This window comes from Variovorax sp. CCNWLW186, from assembly GCF_037203865.1.
GTDB lineage: Bacteria > Pseudomonadota > Gammaproteobacteria > Burkholderiales > Burkholderiaceae_C > Variovorax.
This window is the reverse complement of sequence record NZ_JBBCBO010000008.1, coordinates 127,154-149,107: the sequence shown is the minus strand read 5'-3', so window position 1 is coordinate 149,107 and position 21,954 is coordinate 127,154. Positions and strand designations below refer to the sequence as shown.

Annotated in this window: 26 protein-coding genes; 11 read left to right on the top strand and 15 right to left on the bottom strand. The window is 66.1% G+C overall.

Translation table 11 applies throughout. The features are described 5' to 3' along the window. The first annotated feature begins 7 nt into the window (after window positions 1-7). Window positions 8-808 (top strand): AraC family transcriptional regulator, encoded by an 801-nt coding sequence (locus tag V9K97_RS12440; RefSeq protein ID WP_258507824.1) that lies wholly within the window; start codon window positions 8-10, stop codon window positions 806-808. Window positions 809-847: 39 nt separating this feature from the next. Here V9K97_RS12440 and V9K97_RS12435 read toward each other — a convergent pair whose 3' ends face one another. The 8 genes from V9K97_RS12435 to V9K97_RS12400 form a co-directional block, all read right to left on the bottom strand. Beyond that, on the bottom strand, window positions 848-1,825 hold the full coding sequence (locus V9K97_RS12435) for a hypothetical protein (RefSeq protein WP_337318357.1): 978 nt from the start codon (window positions 1,823-1,825) through the stop codon (window positions 848-850). Beyond that, window positions 1,825-2,526: an ATP-binding protein gene (locus V9K97_RS12430; protein WP_337318355.1), complete on the bottom strand. Its 702-nt coding sequence runs from the start codon at window positions 2,524-2,526 to the stop codon at window positions 1,825-1,827. The genes V9K97_RS12435 and V9K97_RS12430 overlap by 1 nt, the downstream gene beginning before the upstream one ends. Next, window positions 2,523-3,146, bottom strand: coding sequence for a nicotinamide riboside transporter PnuC (pnuC, locus tag V9K97_RS12425; protein WP_337296192.1), 624 nt, complete (start codon window positions 3,144-3,146; stop codon window positions 2,523-2,525). Before pnuC ends, V9K97_RS12430 begins: the two co-directional genes overlap by 4 nt. 100 nt (window positions 3,147-3,246) lie before the next feature. Further along, window positions 3,247-3,525: a cell division protein FtsB gene (gene ftsB / locus V9K97_RS12420; RefSeq protein WP_126748976.1), complete on the bottom strand. Its 279-nt coding sequence runs from the start codon at window positions 3,523-3,525 to the stop codon at window positions 3,247-3,249. 16 nt (window positions 3,526-3,541) lie between these two features. Further along, window positions 3,542-4,825, bottom strand: coding sequence for a phosphopyruvate hydratase (eno, locus tag V9K97_RS12415; RefSeq protein ID WP_012748543.1), 1,284 nt, complete (start codon window positions 4,823-4,825; stop codon window positions 3,542-3,544). Between the two features lie 36 nt (window positions 4,826-4,861). Further along, window positions 4,862-5,152: a DUF1330 domain-containing protein gene (locus tag V9K97_RS12410; protein ID WP_258507807.1), complete on the bottom strand. Its 291-nt coding sequence runs from the start codon at window positions 5,150-5,152 to the stop codon at window positions 4,862-4,864. Further along, window positions 5,149-6,006 (bottom strand): 3-deoxy-8-phosphooctulonate synthase, encoded by an 858-nt coding sequence (kdsA, locus tag V9K97_RS12405; RefSeq protein WP_258507805.1) that lies wholly within the window; start codon window positions 6,004-6,006, stop codon window positions 5,149-5,151. The genes V9K97_RS12410 and kdsA overlap by 4 nt, the downstream gene beginning before the upstream one ends. Further along, window positions 6,003-7,682 carry a CTP synthase gene (locus V9K97_RS12400; RefSeq protein WP_157614687.1) on the bottom strand — a complete coding sequence of 560 codons (1,680 nt, stop codon included), beginning with the start codon at window positions 7,680-7,682 and terminating at the stop codon, window positions 6,003-6,005. The genes kdsA and V9K97_RS12400 overlap by 4 nt, the downstream gene beginning before the upstream one ends. Window positions 7,683-7,805: 123 nt before the next feature. On the opposite strand from V9K97_RS12400, the gene coaBC reads away from it, so the two are divergent. The 4 genes from coaBC (at window position 7,806) to V9K97_RS12380 (ending at window position 10,608) form a co-directional block, all read left to right on the top strand. Then, on the top strand, window positions 7,806-9,029 hold the full coding sequence (gene coaBC, locus V9K97_RS12395) for a bifunctional phosphopantothenoylcysteine decarboxylase/phosphopantothenate--cysteine ligase CoaBC (protein ID WP_337318354.1): 1,224 nt from the start codon (window positions 7,806-7,808) through the stop codon (window positions 9,027-9,029). Next, window positions 9,029-9,469 (top strand): hypothetical protein, encoded by a 441-nt coding sequence (locus tag V9K97_RS12390; RefSeq protein WP_258507795.1) that lies wholly within the window; start codon window positions 9,029-9,031, stop codon window positions 9,467-9,469. The genes coaBC and V9K97_RS12390 overlap by 1 nt, the downstream gene beginning before the upstream one ends. A 2-nt stretch (window positions 9,470-9,471) precedes the next feature. After that, window positions 9,472-9,918, top strand: coding sequence for a dUTP diphosphatase (dut, locus tag V9K97_RS12385; protein WP_021008098.1), 447 nt, complete (start codon window positions 9,472-9,474; stop codon window positions 9,916-9,918). 189 nt (window positions 9,919-10,107) lie between these two features. Continuing rightward, window positions 10,108-10,608 carry a glycine zipper 2TM domain-containing protein gene (locus V9K97_RS12380; RefSeq protein WP_126748983.1) on the top strand — a complete coding sequence of 167 codons (501 nt, stop codon included), beginning with the start codon at window positions 10,108-10,110 and terminating at the stop codon, window positions 10,606-10,608. A gap of 90 nt (window positions 10,609-10,698) precedes the next feature. Here V9K97_RS12380 and V9K97_RS12375 read toward each other — a convergent pair whose 3' ends face one another. Beyond that, window positions 10,699-11,223, bottom strand: a complete 525-nt coding sequence (locus V9K97_RS12375) for an FKBP-type peptidyl-prolyl cis-trans isomerase (RefSeq protein WP_258507792.1) — start codon at window positions 11,221-11,223, stop codon at window positions 10,699-10,701. 14 nt (window positions 11,224-11,237) lie between these two features. Between V9K97_RS12375 and V9K97_RS12370 the strand changes: the two genes are divergently transcribed. From V9K97_RS12370 to V9K97_RS12360, 3 genes are all read left to right on the top strand, one after another. Further along, window positions 11,238-12,380 carry a JmjC domain-containing protein gene (locus V9K97_RS12370; RefSeq protein ID WP_337318352.1) on the top strand — a complete coding sequence of 381 codons (1,143 nt, stop codon included), beginning with the start codon at window positions 11,238-11,240 and terminating at the stop codon, window positions 12,378-12,380. Beyond that, window positions 12,370-12,879 (top strand): hypothetical protein, encoded by a 510-nt coding sequence (locus tag V9K97_RS12365; RefSeq protein ID WP_337318350.1) that lies wholly within the window; start codon window positions 12,370-12,372, stop codon window positions 12,877-12,879. Before V9K97_RS12370 ends, V9K97_RS12365 begins: the two co-directional genes overlap by 11 nt. 92 nt (window positions 12,880-12,971) lie before the next feature. Beyond that, window positions 12,972-13,247, top strand: a complete 276-nt coding sequence (locus V9K97_RS12360) for a hypothetical protein (RefSeq protein WP_157614681.1) — start codon at window positions 12,972-12,974, stop codon at window positions 13,245-13,247. Window positions 13,248-13,342: 95 nt separating this feature from the next. On the opposite strand, the gene V9K97_RS12355 is transcribed toward V9K97_RS12360, so the two are convergent. From V9K97_RS12355 to V9K97_RS12330, 6 genes are all read right to left on the bottom strand, one after another. Next, entirely contained in the window at window positions 13,343-14,119 is a 777-nt protein-coding gene (locus V9K97_RS12355) for an MBL fold metallo-hydrolase (RefSeq protein ID WP_337314997.1), read from the bottom strand. A 5-nt stretch (window positions 14,120-14,124) separates the two neighbouring features. Continuing rightward, entirely contained in the window at window positions 14,125-15,216 is a 1,092-nt protein-coding gene (bamC, locus tag V9K97_RS12350) for an outer membrane protein assembly factor BamC (protein ID WP_258507788.1), read from the bottom strand. Between the two features lie 145 nt (window positions 15,217-15,361). Beyond that, a complete protein-coding gene (gene dapA, locus V9K97_RS12345; protein ID WP_443098559.1) occupies window positions 15,362-16,288 on the bottom strand; it encodes a 4-hydroxy-tetrahydrodipicolinate synthase in 927 nt (308 codons plus the stop codon). Window positions 16,289-16,331: 43 nt separating this feature from the next. Beyond that, entirely contained in the window at window positions 16,332-16,901 is a 570-nt protein-coding gene (locus V9K97_RS12340; protein ID WP_337318348.1) for a class I SAM-dependent methyltransferase, read from the bottom strand. A 5-nt stretch (window positions 16,902-16,906) separates the two neighbouring features. Then, complete coding sequence (locus tag V9K97_RS12335) at window positions 16,907-17,047, bottom strand: hypothetical protein (protein ID WP_337318346.1); 141 nt, start codon at window positions 17,045-17,047, stop codon at window positions 16,907-16,909. 22 nt (window positions 17,048-17,069) lie between these two features. Continuing rightward, window positions 17,070-18,293 carry an MFS transporter gene (locus V9K97_RS12330; protein WP_337296198.1) on the bottom strand — a complete coding sequence of 408 codons (1,224 nt, stop codon included), beginning with the start codon at window positions 18,291-18,293 and terminating at the stop codon, window positions 17,070-17,072. 185 nt (window positions 18,294-18,478) lie between these two features. Here V9K97_RS12330 and V9K97_RS12325 point away from each other — a divergent pair, with 185 nt between their 5' ends. The 3 genes from V9K97_RS12325 (at window position 18,479) to V9K97_RS12315 (ending at window position 21,951) form a co-directional block, all read left to right on the top strand. Further along, window positions 18,479-18,940, top strand: coding sequence for a DUF2846 domain-containing protein (locus V9K97_RS12325; RefSeq protein WP_258507785.1), 462 nt, complete (start codon window positions 18,479-18,481; stop codon window positions 18,938-18,940). Window positions 18,941-19,030: 90 nt separating this feature from the next. Further along, window positions 19,031-21,028, top strand: a complete 1,998-nt coding sequence (locus V9K97_RS12320) for a DNA topoisomerase IV subunit B (RefSeq protein WP_337318344.1) — start codon at window positions 19,031-19,033, stop codon at window positions 21,026-21,028. A gap of 26 nt (window positions 21,029-21,054) precedes the next feature. Continuing rightward, on the top strand, window positions 21,055-21,951 hold the full coding sequence (locus tag V9K97_RS12315) for a lytic transglycosylase domain-containing protein (protein WP_337296201.1): 897 nt from the start codon (window positions 21,055-21,057) through the stop codon (window positions 21,949-21,951). Window positions 21,952-21,954: the final 3 nt, after the last annotated feature.

The window sequence follows — 21,954 nt, the reverse complement described above, 5'->3', positions numbered from 1 at the left end:
TTGCCCGATGAGCGATCGCGCCCCCTCCGACACCCATCTGAACGTGCACGTGCGCCACACGCCCGGCGGCGTGGTCGGCTTCGAGGCCGTGCCCGACCACCGCATCAAGGTGCATGCGGGCGCGCCCGTCAACGGTGCTTGCAAGCTGCACAAGTTCCGCTACACGCGCGGTGACATCGACATCCTGCCCGCCGGCAGCTCCGACGTCTGGCACGAGGACGCTGCCAGCACGTCGCTGGTGGTGCACATGCCGCCCTCGCTGCTGCAGCGCACCGCCGAGGAAATGGGCCTGCCGGCCGACCGCGCGAGCCTGGCGGAGCGCCATCAGCTGCGCGATGCGCACATCGAGCACATTGCATGGGCGCTCGACGCCGAACGGCGCGCCGGCTTTCCCAACGGCACCCTCTACGCGGACAGCCTGGGCACCGCGTTGGCGGCGCACCTGCTCGGCGGACACCGCCTGCACGAAACCGCACCGGTGCAGGGGCTCACCCGTCCGCAGCTGCGCCGCGTGACCGACTACATCGAAACCCACCTGGAGGGCGATCTTTCGCTGGCCAGGCTGGCCGAGGTGGCGGGCCTGAGCGCATCGCACCTGAAGACGCAGTTCAAGCGCTCCACGGGCTTGCCGGTGCATGAATACGTGGTTCACCGGCGCGTCGACCGTGCGCGCGGCCTGCTGGTGCGCAGCGGCATGGCTGCGAGCCAGGTGGCGCTGGAAAGCGGCTTTGCGCACCAGAGCCACATGGCGCGCTGCATGCGCCGCGTGCTTGGTGCCACGCCCAGCGAGGTTCGGCGCGCCGGCTAGGCCGCGCTGCCAGTCATAGGCGCCCAGCGGGCGCGTCGATCAGCGCGGAACCGCGTCGTCGAAATCGCTGAACGAGATATCGGGTGCACTCGTGTTGTGGCGCGAAGGCAGGCTGCGCCCGAAGCGCATCTGCGTGCCGCTCAGCGTCCTCACTTCAGGCAGGGGCAGCACCTGCTCTGCGGCATCGGGGGATTCCCGCCACCGCACCTCGCTCACGTCGGCATTGTCGGCCGCAACGTACATCGAGCGCAGCACCGCAAAGGGCCGTGTATCGGCGGTCGGCGAAGAAAGCCTGACATCGAGCGCGGTGCGCGTGCGGCTGATTTCGGACACCTTGGCCACGGCGCTGCCGCCCCTGGCAAAGCGCAGGTGAATGGCCAGCGGCTTGGGCACGATGCGGATCGATGCAATGTCGACCACGGGCCGGCTGTCTTGCTCGACCGGGCCGAGCAGGAACGACGAGCCATAAACGCCGTCGCCGAAGCGTTCTTCCGGCAGCGGCTTGATGCGCCAGTAGCCGTCTGCCGGGTAGAGCACCAGCGCCTCGAGCACCTTGCCTTCTTCCTTGCGGAAGATCTGCAGCAGGTGAAAGCCGCGGTCGGTGCGCGCGCCCACGCGCACCGGCACCTGCTGCGGGCGCCAGAAGCTGGGCAGCGTCATGCCGACGATGCGCCACTGCGCGTCGTCGAGCAGTACCACGCGGCGCGGCTTGAACTTGTGCGCGGGATCGGTGGGGTGCGCACCGCCGTCGAAGTTGCAGCCCGAAAAGTCGGGCGCGGTGATGTCCTTGCCGATGCTGTCCAGGTATGCCGGCTGCAGCGCCTCGATGCGCATGCGCCGGATGCCTTCGCCCTGCAGCACCAGCGAGACGTTGTCTTCCTCGGCGCAGGCGGTGGTCGTGGTGGCGTTTTCCACGGTGGCGGCAACCGGCGCCGCCGTAGCGGTTCCGGCTGCCAGCAGGGCCGGGCCGGCGAGACAAAGAAGACGGGCAAGACGAGAGAAACCAAGCGGGAACATCAGATCTCCGAGTTGGGTTTTGACGGGTTATCGCGGCGGCCAAGGAGGTCGCTGAACAGACGATGTTCGCATTCCGGGTCGGAGCATTTCTCGCAAGGCCATGACCAGGAGGTGGGTTTCGCGTCGCCGCGGCTTCCTCGTGCCCGGTCCTGGCCTTCGTTGCCGGCGATGGAGTTGATGGCGTTCCAGGCATTGGAGAGCCTTTCACCGCCGCTGCCATGCACCACGGCGAATGAAAGCCCGGCGCCCGACAACGCCGCGCGCACCAGCGTGTCCGTCGGCTCGCGCGCGTGGTCGCCGTCGCGCATCGCATCGGCAACCCAGGGGATGTCGAGCGCGGTGAGCAGCGTGATGGCATAGCGCCGCTGGGCAGCGAGCGCATCGGCGTAAAGGGATGTGTCGCCGAACAGTTGCTCGCTGTACACCGCGGTCATGAGCGCCGTGGTGTCGGCCACCACCACGCCCGAGGCGGCCGCGGCGTCGATGCGGCGCGTTTGCTCGTTGGCGATGGCGCGTTGCTCATCGGGGCGAGGCGTGCGGCCTTCGCGTTCGCACCACTCGCGCAGGTATTCCGCCACCAGCGTGGCTGCAATGCCGCGCTCCTGCAGGCGCTGCACGAGCGCGCGGGCGAGCTCGGTCTTGCCCGTGCTCTCGGCGCCCAGCAGTGCAATGACGCATCCGGCCGGCAGCATGGGCGTCATGCGCGCGCGGCCTCATCGTGCATGCGCGAGCGCCATGCAAGAAAACCCGCCACGCTGAGCACCGCGAACACCGCGTAGAGCCCGACGGTGAGCCACAGGCCCTTGTGGACGAACAGGCCCACGCTCACGATGTTCACCGCCAGCCACACCAGCCAGTTCTCGATGAACTTGCGCCCGAGCAGGAACTGGCCGACCAGGCTGAGCCCGGTGGCGAAGCCGTCCCACCAGGGCACGTCGCTGTCGGTGAAACGGTGCAGGAAGAGGGCGACCGCCGGCCACGCCACCGCGCAGGCCATCAGCGCAAAAGCAATGCCGCGCGGCGACAGCCGGCTGACGCGCAATGCGCTGCCGTCGGCGCGATGGCCCCGCAGCCATTGAAACCAGCCCCAGAACGCGACGACCGCGAAGAACACCTGGAGCGAGGCGTCGCCATAGATTCGCGCCTCTGCAAACACCGCCACGTAAAGCAGCGAGCTGACGATGGCGAGCGGCCAGCCCCAATGGATTTCGCGCATGTTGCAGCCGACCATGGCCAGCGCCAGGACGGCTGCGACGAGTTCGAGCCAGCTGACCGGAGAGCCCCAGAGCGCGAAGGCGGGGGCCGAGAAGAACTCGGGCATCAGCGGAGTCAGGCGTCGAGCGCCGCCGGGCCGCCCCAAGGCGCGAGCGGCCCCCTCGGGGGGCAGCGAGGACACGCAGTGCCGAGCGTGGGGGCCATATTCAGTGGGTCACTTGAACGAACACTTCGTTGGGCTTGACCATGCCCAGTTCCTGCCGGGCACGCTCCTCGACCATTTCGAGCCCGACCTTGAGGTCGTTGACCTCCGAAGCCAGCCGCTCGTTGGTGACGGCGGCCTTGGCGTTGGCCTCTTTCTGCGCGGCCAGCTTGGTCTGGAGCTGCGACACATCGCGCACGCTGCCGCGCCCGTTCCACAGCTGCCACTGCAGGATGACCAGCAGCAGCAACAGCACGATGGGTGGAACGAGGCGCGAGCGCATGCCGCGGTGCCGAGCGCTACTTCAGGTTGTAGAACGCGCCGCGGCCAGGGTAGCTGGCGATGTCGCCGAGATCTTCCTCGATGCGCAGCAGCTGGTTGTACTTGGCGATGCGGTCGGAGCGCGAGAGCGAACCGGTCTTGATCTGGCCCGCGTTGGTGCCCACCGCGATGTCGGCGATGGTGCTGTCTTCGGTTTCGCCCGAGCGGTGCGAAATGACGGCCGTGTAGCCGGCGCGCTTGGCCATCTCGATCGCGGCGAAGGTTTCGGTCAGCGTGCCGATCTGGTTGATCTTGATCAGGATCGAGTTGGCAATGCCCTTGTCGATGCCTTCCTGCAGGATCTTGGTGTTGGTGACGAACAGGTCGTCGCCCACCAGCTGCACGCGCTTGCCCAGGCGCTCGGTGAGTAGCTTCCAGCCGTCCCAGTCGCCTTCATGCATGCCGTCTTCGATGCTGATGATCGGGTACTTGTCGACCCAGGTGGCCAGCATGTCAGCCCAGTTGCCGGCCGACAGCGTGAGGTTCTCGCCGGAGAGCACGTAGTTGCCGTCCTTGTAGAACTCGCTGGCGGCGCAGTCGAGGCCGAGCGCAATCTGCTCGCCCGCCACGAAGCCGGCCTTGTCGATGGCTTCGAGAATCAGCTGGATGGCCGCTTCATGGCTTTCGACGCTGGGCGCGAAACCGCCTTCGTCGCCGACCGCCGTGCTGATGCCGCGATCGCCCAGGATCTTCTTGAGCGCATGGAACACCTCGGCGCCGTAGCGCACGGCTTCGCGGAAGCTCGGGGCGCCCACGGGGATGATCATGAACTCTTGCAGGTCGAGGCTGTTGTTGGCGTGCGCGCCGCCGTTGATGACGTTCATCATCGGCACCGGCAGCTGCATGCCGCCCATGCCGCCGAAATAGCGGTACAGCGGCAGGCCCGACTCTTCGGCCGCGGCGCGTGCCACGGCCATCGAAACGGCGAGCGTCGCATTGGCGCCCAGGCGGCCCTTGTTGTCGGTGCCGTCCAGGTCGATCATCGTGCGGTCGAGGAATGCCTGTTCGCTCGCGTCGAGGCCGAGCACGGATTCCGAGATCTCGGTGTTGATGTTCTCCACCGCCTTGAGCACGCCCTTGCCGAGATAGCGCTTCTTGTCGCCGTCGCGCAGCTCGATGGCTTCGCGCGAACCGGTCGATGCGCCCGAGGGCACGGCCGCGCGGCCCATGGTGCCGGATTCGAGCAGCACGTCGCACTCGACTGTGGGGTTGCCTCGGCTGTCGAGGATTTCGCGGCCGACGATGTCTACGATTGCACTCATGCGTTTCTCTTTCTTTGCAGTCTCGAATTCAGATGATCAAACGCCTTCGACCGCGACCATGCGCATGACGGCGGCACCGGCGCGCGCTTCGCGGGCCTTCAGGTATTCGGGCGTTTCATAGAAAGCCTTGGCCTTCTCGAAGCTGGGGAACTTGAGGATGACGATGCGCGAAGGCGACCAGTCGCCCTCGAGCACTTCGACCTGGCCGCCGCGCACGCACACTTCGGCACCGTGCGCCTGCATGGCGGCACTCGACCATTTCTTGTATTCCTCGTACTGCGCCGGGTTGGTGACCTCGACGTGGGCGATGACATAACCACTGCTCATGATTGAAAGACATCCTCTAGAAATGCGTTTTTCTTGGTGACCCGGTCGAGCGCCAGCAGGGTTTCGAGCAGGGCCTTCATGTGCTTGAGCGGCACTGCGTTGGGGCCGTCGCTCAGTGCCTTGGCCGGATCGGGGTGCGTCTCCATGAAGAGGCCGGCCACGCCCACGGCCACCGCCGCGCGCGACAGCACCGGCACCATTTCGCGCTGGCCGCCCGAGCTCGTGCCCTGGCCGCCCGGCAATTGCACCGAGTGCGTGGCGTCGAACACCACGGGGGCGCCAGTCTCGCGCATGATGGCGAGGGAACGCATATCCGACACCAGGTTGTTGTAACCAAAGCTCGCGCCGCGCTCGCAGGCCATGAAGCTGTCTTCGGGCAGGCCCGCTTCCTTGGCGGCCGCGCGCGCCTTGTCGATCACGTTCTTCATGTCGTGCGGCGCAAGGAACTGGCCCTTCTTGATGTTCACCGGCTTGCCCGACTGCGCCACCGCGCGAATGAAGTCGGTCTGGCGGCACAGGAAGGCGGGCGTCTGCAGCACGTCGACCACCTTGGCGGCCTCGGTGATGTCGTCTTCGGTGTGTACGTCGGTCAGCACCGGCAGGCCGAGTTCGCGCTTCACCTTGGCCAGGATTTCGAGGCCCTTTTCGCGGCCTGGGCCGCGAAAGCTGGTGCCCGAAGATCGATTGGCCTTGTCGAAGCTGCTCTTGAAGATGAACGGAATGCCGAGCGAGGAAGTGATTTCCTTCAGCGTGCCGGCCGTGTCCATCTGCAGTTGCTCGGATTCGACCACGCAGGGGCCCGCAATCAGGAAGAAGGGCTGGTCCAGCCCGATGTCGAATCCGCAGAGTTTCATGCCACTGCCTTCAGGTTTTTTGTGCCGCCCGCGCTGCGGGCCTTGTGGTCGAGCGCCGCCTTGATGAAGGCGTTGAAGAGCGGGTGGCCGCTCCACGGGGTCGACTTGAATTCGGGGTGGAACTGCACGCCCATGTACCAGGGGTGGACGTCCTGCGGCAGTTCGACGATTTCGGTCAGGTGCTCGCGCTGCGTGAGCGCGGAAATCACCAGGCCTGCGGCGCGCAGTTCGTCCAGGTAGTTGACGTTGGCTTCGTAGCGGTGGCGGTGGCGCTCGGTCACCACGTCGCCGTAGATGCTGTGGGCCAGCGTGCCGGCCGAGACGTCGGAGCTTTGCGCGCCCAGGCGCATGGTGCCGCCGAGGTCGGACTTTTCGTTGCGCGTCTTCACGGTGCCGTCGGCGTCCTTCCACTCGGTGATCAGCGCGATCACGGGGCAGGGCGTCTCGGGGTCGAACTCGGTGCTGTTGGCGTTCTTCAGGCCTGCCACGTGGCGCGCGTACTCGATAGTGGCCACCTGCATGCCCAGGCAGATGCCGAGGTAGGGCACCTTGCCTTCGCGCGCAAAGCGGGCGGCCGAGATCTTGCCCTCGACACCGCGCTGGCCGAAACCGCCGGGCACCAGGATAGCGTCGTACTTGGCAAGGCGCGATACGTCTTGCGGCGAAATGGTTTCGGAGTCGATGTAGTCGATCTTCACGCGCGCATGGTTCTTCATGCCGGCGTGGCGCAGTGCTTCGTTCAGCGACTTGTAGCTGTCCGACAGGTCGACGTACTTGCCGACCATGGCAATGCTCACTTCCTGCTGCGGATGCTCGACCTCGTAGACCAGTTCGTCCCAGCGGTTGAGCTTGGCCGGCGGCGTGTTGATGCGCAGCTTGTCGCAGATGAGGCCATCGAGGCCCTGCTCGTGCAGCATGCGCGGCACCTTGTAGATGGTGTCCACGTCCCACATCGAGATGACGCCCCATTCGGGCACGTTCGAGAACAGCGAGATCTTGGCGCGCTCGTCGTCGGGAATCGGGCGGTCGGCGCGGCACAGCAGCGCGTCGGCCTGGATGCCGATGGCGCGCAGTTCCTTGGCGGTGTGCTGCGTGGGCTTGGTCTTGAGCTCGCCGGCGGCGGCAATCCAGGGCACGTAGCTCAGGTGCACGAAGGCCGAGTTGTTCGGGCCCATGCGCAGGCTCATCTGGCGCACAGCCTCCAGGAAGGGCAGCGATTCGATGTCGCCCACGGTGCCGCCGATTTCGACGATGGCCACGTCGACCTCATGCGGGGTGCCGAGGCCGGCGCCGCGCTTGATGTATTCCTGGATTTCGTTGGTGATGTGCGGGATCACCTGCACTGTCTTGCCGAGGTAGTCGCCGCGGCGCTCTTTCTCGAGCACGGTCTTGTAGATCTGGCCGGTCGTGAAGTTGTTGGCCTTGCGCATCCGCGTGGTGATGAAGCGCTCGTAGTGGCCGAGGTCGAGGTCGGTTTCGGCGCCGTCGTCGGTAACGAACACTTCGCCATGCTGGAACGGTGACATCGTGCCGGGGTCGACATTGATGTACGGATCGAGCTTGATGAGGGTGACCTTGAGGCCGCGCGATTCGAGGATCGCGGCGAGGGAGGCGGAGGCGATTCCCTTGCCAAGGGAAGATACGACACCACCGGTGACGAAGACAAATTTGGTCATGCCAGTTCCGGACCATAGATCCGGGCAGTGGGAAATTCCGATTATAGGTGTCCCCTTTGCGTCCCTTCAGAGCAGGGCCATCCCATTCCTGATCTTGTCGGTATGTGAGCAACAATATGACTCATGCAAGATCTCGCCGGCAAACACATCGTCCTGGGCCTTACCGGTGGTATCGCCTGCTACAAGTCGGCGGAGCTGTGCCGCCTGTTCGTGAAGGCGGGCGCCACCGTCCAGGTCGTGATGACCGAGGCGGCCGAGCAGTTCATCACGCCGGTCACGATGCAGGCGCTTTCGGGGCGCACGGTCTACACCTCGCAGTGGGACGCGCGCGAGCCCAACAACATGCCGCACATCAACCTGAGCCGCGAGGCCGATGCCATCGTGCTCGCGCCCTGCAGCGCCGACTTCATCGCGCGGCTGGTGCAGGGCAGGGCCGACGACCTGCTGAGCCTGATGTGCCTGGCCCGCCCGATGGACCGTGTGCCGCTCCTGATTGCGCCGGCCATGAACCGCGAAATGTGGGCGCACCCCGCCACCCAGCGCAACCTGATGCAGGTGTCGGCCGACGGCGCCACGGTGCTCGGCGTGGGCAGCGGCTGGCAGGCCTGCGGCGAGACGGGCGACGGCCGCATGCTGGAGCCGGCGCAGCTGCTCGAAGACATCACCGCTTTCTTCGCGCCCAAGCTTCTTGCGGGGCACAAGTTGCTTGTGACCGCCGGGCCTACTTTCGAGCCGCTCGATCCGATACGCGGCATTACCAACCATTCGTCCGGCAAGATGGGTTTTGCCATTGCGCGCGCCGCGCACGAGGCCGGCGCCCAGGTCACGCTGGTGGCCGGCCCGGTGCATTTGCCGACGCCCCGCGGCGTGAGCCGCATCGACGTGCTCTCGGCGCAGGACATGCTCGAGGCGACCCTGCGCGCGGCGCAGTCTGCTAGCATTTTTGTAGCGACAGCCGCTGTGGCCGACTGGCGCCCGGCCACGCACAGCGAACACAAGATCAAGAAGGACGGCAGCGGCAAGACGCCGGTGCTGAATTTCGTCGAGAACGCCGACATCCTGCTTGCGGTGGCCAAGAGCGAGCGGGCCCAGTCGCGCAAGTTGTTCTGCGTGGGATTCGCGGCCGAAAGCGAAAACCTGGCCGAGCACGCCAAGGCCAAGCGCCAGCGCAAGGGGATTCCGCTCCTGGTCGGCAACATCGGCCCGCTGACCTTCGGCCAGGACGACAATGCGCTGCTGCTGGTGGATGCCAACGGCACCCGCGAGTTGCCGCGCGCACCCAAGCTCACCCTGGCGCGCGAACTCATGACCGAGATTGCCGCACGCCTGCCCGACTGGAGCGTCTGATGAATCCCCAATGGAACACGCCGCCGAACGGCGATTTCGCCAGCTACGTGGAACGGCTGTCGGCCCAGGCCGCATTGCCCAAGCGGGCCGCGCACGACGGCGACCATGGGCTGGACGTCGGCATCACGCCCGCGCCGGGCGCGCAGGGCACCGCGGCGGCGCAACGGCGGTCGGCTTCGAACGAAGACACCGCCGCGCCGGCCGGCGCGTTCACGCCCGGGGCGCTCAAGGTGATGGCCGCGGTGGGCGGACTGGTGCTCTTGGTGCTGTGGTCGGCCGGCGTGCCGTTTTTCGCGCTGGTCTTGCTGGCAGGGGCTGCGTTCTGGCTCTTCAGCAAGTTCAAGGGCCTGAAGCTCACGCCCGGCGTCGCCAAGTGGCAGCAGGTGCTCGAGGAAGCCGCCCGCAAGCAAAGAGAACAGCAACAAAAGCAAGGCAAGTAGAAGTGAAAGTAGACGTTCGTATCCTCGATCCACGCATGGTGGATCAATTGCCCGCCTATGCCACGCCCGGCAGCGCAGGGCTCGATCTCAGGGCCTGCCTCGATGCGCCGATCACGCTGGAGCCCAACGCCTGGCAGCTCGTGGGCACGGGCATCGCGATCCACCTGGCCGACCCAGCCTATGCCGCGCTGATCCTTCCGCGCTCGGGCCTCGGCCACAAGCACGGCATCGTGCTGGGCAACCTCGTGGGCCTGATCGACAGCGACTACCAGGGCGAGCTGAAGATCAGCGCCTGGAACCGCAGCGACACGCCTTTTGTGCTGCAGCCGATGGAGCGGCTCGCGCAGCTCGTGATCGTGCCGGTGGTGCAGGCGCAGTTTCGCGTGGTCACAGAATTTGCAGCCTCGCAACGCGGCGAAGGCGGCTATGGGTCGACCGGCAAGCACTGACAGCCTTGCCGGCCACCCCCTCGTAGCCCGGATCGTATCGGGCCAGTAAAGATTGGAACCCACCAGCTCGCGGTGCGCTCCTACATGCCGGTGTGTGTCGGGCGTCATCCCGCTTGCGGGAAAGGCGTTAAACACAAGCTTAGGCTTGGTGCATTCGGATGCACCGGCTATTTCCGAGGAGCCATCAACATGAAAATCTCAACGCGCTTCGTTTCCATCGGCGCTTCCGTGCTGGCACTTGCCACGCTCACGGCCTGCGTCGCTCCCGCGCCGGTCTATCACACGACGCGCTATCCCTACCAGGCACCGCCGCAGGCCGTTCCGTACCAGGAGGCGGCGTACGTCGAATACGGCCATGTGGCCAACATCGAAGTGCTGCGCAGCGAAACCCGGGGCACCGGCACCACCGGCGGTGGCGCGGTGGCAGGCGGTGTCGTCGGCGGTGTGGTGGGCAATCAGTTTGGCCATGGCAGTGGCCGCGCCGCAGCCACCGCGCTGGGCATTGTGGGCGGTGCGCTCCTGGGCAACACCATCGAAGCCCAGAACAACGGGCCCCGCGCCTACGAGAGCTATCGCATCTCCGTGCAAACCGACCGCGGCGGCTATCGTGCGTTCGACGTGCAGCATCCGGGCGACCTGCGCATCGGCGACCGCGTTCGCATCGACAACGGCCAGCTCTCGCGCATGTAGGCCGTTTTTCCAGGGCGCTTTCACGAGCAGCAAAAAGCCGGGCAGTGCCCGGCTTTTTGTTGGCTGCAGCGGCTTTCCCGTTCGCCGGTTTCAGTGCAGCAGATCGTTGCCGGGGGCGGTCGGCGGCACCTTGAAGAAGGCCGTGCCTGCCGTTCCGCTGCCGACTTCTTCTTCGGTGGCTTCGCGCACCGAACGCACCGTGATGTCGAGGCGGATCGCAATGCCCGCGAGCGGATGGTTGCCGTCGAGCACCAGGTGGTCGGGGTAGATCTCGGCCACGGTGTAGATCACGTCCTTGGGCATGTCTTCGCTCACGCCCTTGGGCAGAGCGGCGCCGTCGAAGGTCATGCCTTCTTCCGTACCTTCAGGAAACAGCGAACGGGGCTCGAGAAAGAGCAACTGGTCGTTGAAGTCGCCAAAGCCCTGCTCGGGCTCCAGCTGCAGTTGCACTCGGGCGCCGGGCTCATGGCCCTGCAGGGCGGCTTCGATCACGTCGAAGAGGTCATCGCCCCCCACCATGAATTCCACGGGCTCATCGAGCACGTCGAGCACTTCGCCCAAAGTGTCTTTCATCGTCCAGGTCAGGCCGACCACGCATTGTTCAGAGATTTCCATTGCAGAATTCTCCCATGGAGATTACACAACCGCTGCCGTTGCTCGGCGGCCTGAGCGCCGCGCAGTTCATGCGGCGGTATTGGCAGAAAAAGCCCTTGCTCGTGCGCCAGGCCATACCCGGCATGGTGCCACCGATCGAGCGCAGCGCGCTCTTTGCCCTGGCCGAGCGCGAGGACGTGGAATCGCGCCTCATCCGACACGGCAAGACCGGCTGGACACTCAAGCACGGGCCGCTCGCGCGCCGCGCGCTGCCGCCGCTCAAGCAGCCCGAATGGACGCTGCTGGTGCAAGGCGTTGACCTGCATCACGACGGCGTGCACGCGCTGCTGCAGCAGTTTCGCTTTCTGCCCGATGCGCGCCTGGACGACCTGATGATCAGCTACGCCAGCGACAAGGGCGGCGTGGGCGCGCATTTCGACAGCTACGACGTGTTTCTGCTGCAGGCGCAGGGCACGCGGCGCTGGTCGATCGGCAAGCAGAGCGACTTGCGCCTGCAGCAGGGCGTGCCGCTCAAGATCCTCGAGCAATTCGAGCCCGAGCAGAGCTTTGTGCTCGAGCCGGGCGACATGCTCTATCTGCCGCCGCGCTATGCGCATGACGGCGTGGCCGTCGGCGACGACTGCATGACCTGCTCCATCGGCTTGCGGTCGTCCGCCGCGGGCGAGCTTGGCGCCGACCTGCTGGCGCGCATGGCGCAGGCCTATTCGGAAGCCCTGGAAGACGCCGGCCCCGCCGAACTGGCGCGCTACCGCGATCCGTCGCAGCCCGCCGTCGATGCGCCGGCCGCCATGCCCGCCGCATTGCGGGCCTTTGCGCGCAAGGCCGTCGATGCCGCGCTGCGCGACCCCGACGCCATCGACCGTGCGCTGGGTGAATCGCTCACCGAGCCCAAGGCCAATGTCTGGTTCGATGAGGGCACTGAAGCGCCAAACGTGCTGCGCAGCGTGGCGCTCGACCGCCGCACGCGCATGCTTTACGACGCGCGGCATCTCTACATCAACGGCGAGAGCTTTCGCGCCGGCGGCGCCGATGCAACGCTGATGCGCAGGTTGGCGGACCAGCGCGCGCTCGGCCCGCGCGAACTGGCGCGCGCAAGCAGCGGCGCGCTCGCGCTGTTGGCCGAGTGGTGCGAGGCAGGGTGGCTGCATGCCGATTGAACGTACGACGGCGGAGCCGCTCTTGCCCGAAGGCCGGTTCGATGGCCGCGAAGCCTTCGAAGGGCTTGTGCGGACTGCGCTTTCCGCCGCGGCCCGGCAAGGCTGGAGGGAACTGGTCCTGAGCGACCCCGACTTTGCCGATTGGCCCTTGGGCGAGCGCGCGAGCATCGAGGCGCTTCAGGCCTGGTCGGCCTCCGGCCGCCGCTTCGTTCTGCTGGCACAGCGCTTCGATGTAGTCGAACGTATTCATGCGCGCTTCGTTCCCTGGCGCCGCATGTGGGATCACATCGTCGAGTGCCGCGCGGTGCGCGCGGAAGGCAGCAATGCGGTGCCCAGTGCCATATGGACGCCCGAGTGGTGCGCCCACCGCACCGACCCCGAGCGCAGCCGCGGCGTGAGCGGCTTCGACCCGCGTGCGCGGCGCGAGTTGCGGGAAGCCATCGATGAGTCATGGCGAGCGGGGCGGCCCGCCTTTCCGGCATCGACACTGGGCTTGTAAGCCAATGCCGCGAATGAGGGCGCGAGACACAAACGGGCAGTGATGCGGGTCTAGAATTTTTTCGTCCAGACATTCATTGCAAAGGAGTTTCCATGAAGAAGCCGTCATCCGTCCTGCTGGCCTCGTTGATCGCCGCTGCCGCACTCGTGGCTTGCGGAAAGAAGGAGGATGCTGCGCCGGCGGTTGTGACCCCGCCGCCCGCACCGGTGACCGAACCGGCTCCCGCACCGCCCGCGGCTGCTCCGGCACCCTCGACGACCACCGATCCGTCGGCTGCAACAACGCCTTCGCCGGGTGCTTCCTCTGCCCTCGATGCGGCCAATGCCGCCACCGAGGCTGCCAAGAAGAACGAAGCGCCGAAGCAGTAAGGACGAACGCCCAGCGGGCTTTCATTCACCCAGCAAAAAAGCCGCCTCACGGCGGCTTTTTGCATGGTGCCCCACAGCGGGCAAGAGGCGAACGATCAGACGTCCAGCCAGGGCGAACCTTCCGATGCACTGGCCGTGAGCATCTCGGCCTCGTGGCCCCCGAGCGCATCGGCCATGAGGCGCCGCACGATGTCGGGCCGGTTGTTCTGCTCGCTCAGGTGCGCCGCAACCACGTGGCGCAGGCCCTCGTGCCGAACCGCGCGCGCAATGTCCGCGGCGGCTTCATTCGACAGGTGGCCATGCTTGCCGCCGACACGCAGTTTCAGGAAAGCCGGATAGGCCGAATTGGCGAGCAGTTCGCTGTCGTGGTTGAACTCGAGCAGCAGCGCGTGCACGCCGCTGAGCCTTGAGAGCACATGGGCTGTGGCATGGCCGAGGTCGGTGAGCACGCCCAGCGTTCGCGCGCCGTCGGAGCAGCGCAGCTGCAGCGGCTCGCGCGCGTCGTGCGGCACGGTAAAGGGCTGCACCGCAATGTCGCCGACCGCAAACTCGGCGTCGTCGCGTGCCAGGTTGAGCCGGCCTTCGAAGTCGCGCCCGCCGGTGGCAAGCCAGGTGCCTTCGCTCATCCACACGGGAATGCGGTTGCGCCGCGACAGCGAATGGGCACAGCCGATGTGGTCGCCGTGCTCGTGCGTGACGAAGATCGCGTCGATATCGGTGGCTGCGAGGCCTGCCTTGGCAAGCCGCAGATCGAGTTGCCGCAGGCCGAAGCCGCAGTCGATCAGGAGCCGGGAGGTGCGGCCGCCGCTGGTCGCTTCGACCAGCGCGGCGTTGCCCGTGCTGCCGCTGCCGAGGCTTCGGAAGCGGAGCATGCGGATTACTTCAGGTCGTCTGCAATGACCTGGACGATGCGCTGCGCATTGGCCGAGGTTTCGGGTGCGCCGGATTCGTTCAGCACCGACACGGTGGTCGATTCGCCCTGGCCCTTCACGAGGATGCGGAATTTGATGGGTGCTTCGTTCTTGCTGGAGCTGCTGCCGAACAGCTTGCCGAAGAAGCCGGGTTCCTTCTTGTCCGCGTTGGGCGTCACGTAGCGCACGTAGTAGATGCCGGCGCTGCGATCGCGGTCTTCCACGGTGAAGCCGGTGCGGTCGAGCGCCAGGCCCACGCGGCGCCATGCGCGGTCGAAGCCCTCGCTGATCTGCACCACTGGCTGGCCGCCGGCGTTGGAAACCGTGGCGGTCTTGGTCGGTGCGCTGGTGGCGGCCAGGATCTTCGACTGTTCTTGCGAAACGCCGAGCTTGACCATCAGGCGGCGCAGGAACTCGGTTTCGAGTTCAGGGTCGCTTGGGCGGGGTTGCCACACGGTCTGGTCCTGGCGGCTGTTGTTGTAGACCTCTTGCATGCCGCGGTGGCTCACGAAGATCTCGGTGCCATTGGGCGTGCGCTCCAGGCGGGTGCGGAAGCGGTCGAGCTCGCCGGTCGAATAGACCGAGTCGACCAACTTGCCCAGCGTGCCGCGGATGATGTCCTGCGGCAGCTTGGCGCGGTTTTCGGCCCAGTCGGTTTCCATGATGCCGAGGTTGCGCTGCTCGGTGGTCAGCAGGAAGCCGCTCTCTTGCCAGAAGTCCTTCACCGGATCCCAGAGCTGGTCGGGCGTACGGTTGATGACGATCCAGCGCTGCGTGCCCGAACGTTCCATGCGCACGTCGCCGATGTTGGCCACCGCCGTCGGAATGCCCGGTGCATTGGTTGCGCCGGCCTGGTAGGCGTTGGCGGTGACCGCGCCGCCCGGAACCGCATAGCGGTTCTCGCGCGAAAGCTGAGACAGGTCGGGCGGGACTTCGAGCGTGGGGGCCTTGCCGGCGCTCTTGTAGTCGATCTTGTCGCCCTCGAGAACGGAGCAGGCGGCGAGGCTGACAACGAGGGCCAGCAGTGCGAATCGCGAGATGTGCGAAAGGTTCTTCAACGTCGTCTTCCTTGTTGGAATGGGTTCGATCAATCTATGGGGCCGCATTGCCCGCACTCTCTGAGCACGGTTCAGGCAAAAGGTTGCGTAACCTCGATGCGGCAGGGAGAAAAGAGATGGGAGTATTGGGGAGGAGGAAGCGGGCTCAGCCCTTGAGCAGGCCGCAGGCGCGCAGGGCGGCCTCGACCACGGGTTGGTTCGTTTCAGCCAGTTCGGTGAGCGGCAGGCGCAGGGTGCCGCCGCAAAGGCCGAGCCTGGACATGGCCCACTTGAGAGGAATCGGGTTCGGTTCGACGAACAGGTTGCGGTGCAGCGGCATCAGCTCGAACTGGATCTGCATGGCCTTGCGCACGTCGCCCGCAATGGCCGCAACACACAGCTCGTGCATCTTGCGCGGCGCAATGTTGGCCGTGACGCTGATGTTGCCTTGCCCGCCGCAGAGCATGAGCGCCACCGCCGTCGGGTCGTCGCCGGAATACACGGCAAAGTGCTTGGGCAGGTCGCGAATGAGCCACTGGGCACGCTCGATGTTGCCGGTGGCTTCCTTGATGCCGATGATGCCGGGCACCTGGGCCAGGCGCAGAACGGTGTCGTGCGCCATATCGGCCACGGTGCGGCCGGGCACGTTGTAAAGCACGGTAGGCAGGTCGCCCACGGCTTCGGCAATGGCCTTGAAATGCTGGTACTGGCCTTCTTGCGTCGGCTTGTTGTAGTAGGGCACCACCTGCAGCTGGCAATCGGCGCCCACGCCCTTGGCGAACTTGGCAAGCTCGATGGCTTCCTTGGTCGAATTGGCGCCGCAGCCGGCCATCACGGGCACGCGGCCCTTGGCCTGCTCGACCGACACGCGGATGATTTCGCAGTGCTCTTCCACGTCGACCGTGGGCGATTCGCCGGTGGTGCCGACCACGCCAAGGCAGTCGGTGCCTTCGTCGATGTGCCAGTCGATCAGCCGGCGCAGGGCGGGATAGTCGACACTGCCGTCGTCGTGCATCGGCGTGACGAGAGCGACGATGCTGCCTGTCAGTTGCTCCAAGGGGGAATCTCTCTGTCGGTGGACGAAAGCGCCGATTCTACTTACTCCGGCGCCCCCGGAAACAGCCGCGCCGGCGGGGTCAGTTTGCCCGCAGCAGGCGGCGTTCGGGCGCACCCGAGGCGGCGCTGCCGGCACGAACCGCGGCAATGCGCTGCACGAAGCGATCCGGCTCCGCTAGAAAACCGTCTTCGTAGGCCACCACGCGCAGCTCTTGGCAGGCGGCCAGCAGTTCGCCCGGCTCCAGCAGGAAGTCCGGGCGCGAGGGCTTGCCCACCGTCTCGTTCCCCGCGGCAAAGGTTTCGTAGAGCAGCACGCCACCCGGCGCGACCGCGGCCACGATGTCGGCCATGCGCGGCCGCCACAGGTAGTTGGTGACGACCACCGCACCGAAAGACTGGCCCGCAAAAGGCCAGGGGCCGGATTCGATGTCAGCGGTAAGGGTGCGGCCGAAGGCGCTTGCGGCTTCAGTCGCTTCGATGGAGCGATCGACGCCCATCACTGCATGCCCGCGCCCGGCAAACCACTGCATGTGGCGCCCCTGGCCGCAGGCCACGTCGAGCACGGTACTGCCCGGCGCGAGCAGGTGCGACCACCGCACGATCCATTCCGACGGAGCAAGTCCGCCGTGCAGGGCTGCTATGTCTTTCATAGCAGTCAGAAGCACGACCAGACCTGGTCGACCAGCGTCACCAGGAAGTCCGGATGGACGTAAAGCGCGAAAACGCCGCCCAGCACCGTCACTGCAGCAGCGAGCCAGCCGGCGCGCGAAAGGTGATGGCGCATTTGCGGAGTCATGGCGCGATTGTCCGCCGTTGGATCAGCCCGGCACAACGGCCGGGCGCGCCGCCCGCGCAATGGCGCCTTCCTTGACCGGCAGGTTGATCAGCGCAGCAAACACGCCGAGGGCAATTGCGATGTACCAGACGATGTCGTAGCTGCCCGTGGTGTCGTACAGGTAGCCGCCAAGCCACACGCCGATGAACGAGCCGACCTGGTGGCTCAGGAACACGAAGCCGCTGAGCATCGACAGGTGCGCCACGCCGAAGATGCCGGCAATGATCGCGTTGGTGGCGGGCACCGTCGAAAGCCACAGAAAGCCCATGGCCGCAGAAAAAACATACACGCTGAGCGGCGAGATCGGCACCAGCAGAAACAGCACGATCGAGACCGCCCGCGCAAAGTAGATGGCCGCCAGGATCTTGCGCTTGGCCAGCTTCTGGCCCAGCAGTCCCACGGTATAGGTGCCGAACACATTGAAGAGCCCGATCAGCGCCAGCGCGTAGCCCGCCACTTCCACCGGCAGCTTCTGGTCGCGCAGGTAGGTCGGCATGTGGATGCCGATGAATGCCAGCTGGAAGCCGCATACGAAATACCCCGCCATCAGCAGGCCGAAGCTCGGGTAGCGGAACGCCTCGCCGACCGCCTGCAGCACCGATTGCTCGCGGTGTCCGGCCAAAGCCCCTTGCCGCGGCTCACGCAGGCCGAAGGCCAGCGGCACGATCACCAGCACCAGCACAGCCACCACCGCCAGCGCGGTTTGCCAGCCCAGGTGGCCGATCAAGCGGCCTTCGATCGGCGCCATCAGGAACTGCCCGAACGAGCCCGCGGCCGCGGCCACGCCCATGGCCCACGAGCGCCGCTCGGCCGGAATCTGGCGCCCGATCACGCCATAGACGACGGCATAGGTCGTGCCCGCCTGCGCCGCGCCGATCAGCACGCCGGCGCTCAAGGTGAACAGCAGGGGGGTGGGCGAATACGCCATGCCCAAAAGGCCCAGCGCATAGAACACCGTGCCCGCCACAAGGACCCGGAATGCCCCGAAGCGGTCGGCCACCATGCCCGCGAACACGCCGAAGATGCCCCACGAGAGGTTCTGCACCGCAAGCGCGAACGAGAAGGTCTGGCGGCTCCAGTCCTGCGCCTGAGTAATGGGCTGCAGCCAGAGCCCGAAGCCGTGGCGGATGCCCATCGAGAGCGTGACGATCATGGCGCCGCAGATCAGCACCTGCTTGACCGAGAGAGTGGGGGAAGAGGCTTGCATGCCTTTGAATGTACCGATTTGCTACTTGGGCAGGGTGGCGCGGGGGCAAAGGCCATTGATGATTTGTTGGGGCCAGATCGATGCGCCGTACGCATCAAAGCAGCGACGCGTCTCTTGCCGGATTTTGCTTGTAATTGGTTACATTTGCGCTTCCTCCACGCCACCGCCTGCAAGGATCCCGACTCATGAGAAGAACCGTCCTGAAGTTCGCCGCCCTCTCGGTGCTCGCGCTTGCGGTTGCCGGCTGCGCCAGCACCCCGAGCGGCCCCAAGTTCCAGGAGATGGGCAACGTCATCCCCAAGCTCAAGCCGGGCAACGGCCGCATCTATTTCTTCCGTGCCGCGGGTCCTTTCGGCGCAGCGCTGCAGCCTGGCGTCCGCATCGACAAATTCGGCGTCGGCTCCTCGAAGCCCGGCAGCTTCTTCTTCGTGGACCGTCCCGCGGGCACCTACCAGGCCGCCACGACCAGCGACCTGCGCAAGACGCTCGAAGTGCCGCTGGCAGACGGAGAGACGAAGTACGTGCGCATGTCGCCCTCGTTCGGGCTGGCGGTCGGGAGCATCGTTCTCAATCTCGAAGCGCCCGAGAAGGCCCGATCCGAAATGGGCTGGCTCGCCTACGCGGGTCAGGTCATCGTCGACAAGTAAGTCCGGGCGGGTGGGCCGCCGACCGGGCTGGGGCGGTGTTCCTGTATGGGTATCCAGTCATTTCGCATCGACTGACTACAATCCGCCCCCATGGCGACTCCCCCCAAGACTCCCCCCAGTTCATCGTCCGCGTCCTCCGGGTACTCGGAAGGTTCCATCCGCGTGCTCAAGGGCCTCGAGCCCGTGAAGCAGCGCCCGGGCATGTACACCCGGACCGACAACCCGCTGCACATCATCCAGGAGGTGCTGGACAACGCTGCCGACGAGGCGTTGGCCGGCCACGGCAAGAAGATCAAGGTCACCCTGCACGCCGACAACTCGGTCAGCGTCGAGGACGACGGCCGCGGCATTCCCTTTGGCTTGCACCCCGAAGAAAAGGCGCCCGTGATCGAGCTGGTCTACACCCGGCTGCATGCGGGCGGCAAGTTCGACAAAGGCTCCGGCGGCGCCTACAGCTTCTCGGGCGGCCTGCACGGCGTGGGTGTGTCGGTCACCAATGCGCTGTCGAAGCGGCTCGAAGTCACTTCGCACCGCGAAGGCTCCGTGGCCAGGCTGGCCTTCAGCGCCGGCGATGTGATCGAGGCGCTCGAAATCCGCAAGCTCGAAGCCGGCGAACGCAAGCAGGGCACCACCGTGCGCGCCTGGCCCGACGCCAAGTACTTCGAAACCGCGGCGCTGCCCATGGGCGAGCTCACCCACCTGCTGCGCAGCAAGGCCGTGCTCATGCCCGGCGTGAGCGTCACGCTCACGATCGAGAAGACAAAGGAAACCCAGCAGTGGCTCTACAAGGGCGGCCTGAGCGACTACCTGATGCAGACGCTCAACGGCGACCCGGTGATTCCGCTGTTCGAAGGCAGCGGCCATGCCGACAAGAACGCCGACAACTTCGCCGAAGGCGAGGGCGCCGACTGGTGCGTCGCCTTCACCGAAGACGGCCAGCCCGTGCGCGAGAGCTACGTCAACCTCATTCCCACCAGCGCCGGCGGCACGCACGAAAGCGGCCTGCGCGACGGCCTGTTCACCGCGGTGAAGGGCTTCATCGAACTGCACTCGCTGCTGCCCAAGGGCGTGAAGCTCTTGCCCGAAGACGTGTTCGCGCGCGCTTCGTATGTGCTGAGCGCCAAGGTGCTCGATCCGCAGTTCCAGGGCCAGATCAAGGAACGCCTCAACTCGCGCGATGCGGTGCGGCTGGTGTCGAGCTTCGTGCGCCCCGCGCTCGAGCTGTGGCTGAACCAGCACGTCGACTACGGCAAGAAGCTCGCCGAGCTCGCCATCAAGGCCGCGCAAACGCGCCAGCGCGCCGGCCAGAAGGTCGAAAAGCGCAAGGGCTCCGGCGTGGCCGTGCTGCCCGGCAAGCTGACCGATTGCGAGAGCAAGGACATCAGCCACAACGAAGTCTTCCTGGTCGAGGGCGACTCCGCCGGCGGCAGCGCCAAGATGGGCCGCGACAAGGAAAGCCAGGCCATCCTGCCCTTGCGCGGCAAGGTGCTCAACACCTGGGAAGTGGAGCGCGACCGGCTCTTCGCCAACACCGAAATCCACGACATCTCGGTGGCCGTGGGGGTCGATCCGCACGGCCCCAACGACACGCCCGACATGAGCGGCCTGCGCTACGGAAAGATCTGCATCCTTTCCGATGCCGACGTGGACGGCTCGCACATCCAGGTGCTGCTGCTCACGCTGTTTTTCCGGCACTTTCCGAAACTCATCGAAGCCGGCCACGTGTATGTCGCAAAGCCGCCACTTTTCCGTGTCGATGCCCCGGCGCGCGGCAAGAAGCCGGCTTCCAAGGTCTATGCGCTTGACGAAGGCGAACTGACCGCCACACTCGACAAATTGCGCAAGGACGGCGTGCGCGAAGGCGCCTGGAGCATCAGCCGCTTCAAGGGCCTGGGCGAAATGAGCGCGGAACAATTGTGGGAAACCACGCTCAATCCGGATACCCGGCGCCTCATGAAGGTACAGCTGGGGCGCTTCGACTTCACGTCCACCCAAGGGGAGATCACCAAGCTCATGGGCAAGGGCGAGGCAGCCGCGCGGCGCGAACTCATGGAACTGCGCGCCGACGATGTCGATATCGATGTTTGACCACCCTCGTGAAAATTTCAGATTTCATGCGTCCGTTGCTCCTGGCCTTGCTGCTGTGCACGCAGCAGGGGCTTGCGCACGCCGCTGACATCTACGGCTACATCGACAGCAAGGGCGTTGCGCACTTCGCTTCCGAGAAGATCGACGAGCGCTACCAGCTCTTCTTTCGCGGCGGGCAGAGCTTCGACACGGCCAAGGGAATTTCGCCGCTCGGCCGCGGTGGGCGCAAGCTCGACGGCAAGGTGCCGCCGGCATCACAGACCTTGCTTGCGCTCTTCGAAGCCTCGCCGAGCTACAAGACCGCGAAGGCAGCGTTGCGCGATGCGTCGAACAAGCATTCGATCGACTACGAACTGCTGCAGGCGCTCATCGCCACCGAATCGGGCTTCGACGCGCAGGCCGTTTCGCCCAAGGGCGCGATGGGACTCATGCAGCTCATGCCGGCTACCGCGCAGCGCTACGGTGTTGCGGCGGACAAGCGCGGCACCATCGAGAAGAAGCTGTTCGATCCGCGCATCAACATTGCCGCCGGCTCCCGCTACCTGCGCGACCTGATCGCGATGTTCCCGGGCCAGATCGAGCTGGCGCTTGCCGCCTACAACGCCGGAGAGGGCGCCGTGCAGCGCGCGGGCAACAAGATCCCGAACTACAAGGAAACGCAGAACTACGTGCAGACGGTGCTGCGGCTCTATGCGTACCTGAAGCCATCGGCAGCGTTGGCGGCGGATGGCGGCGGCAGCGCGAGCGGCGTGCGCGGCGGCAAGGCGCCGGGCCGCATCCGCATGGAACTGGTGGTTCCAAAGGGCGGGGCGATGGGCCGTGGCAACATGCCGTCCGACTCGCCAAGCAGCATGCCGGCCATGCCCGAGGCTTCCGAGCAGCCGGCGGTGCCGGACGGCGCAGCGGAAATGCCGGTGTCCTGATGC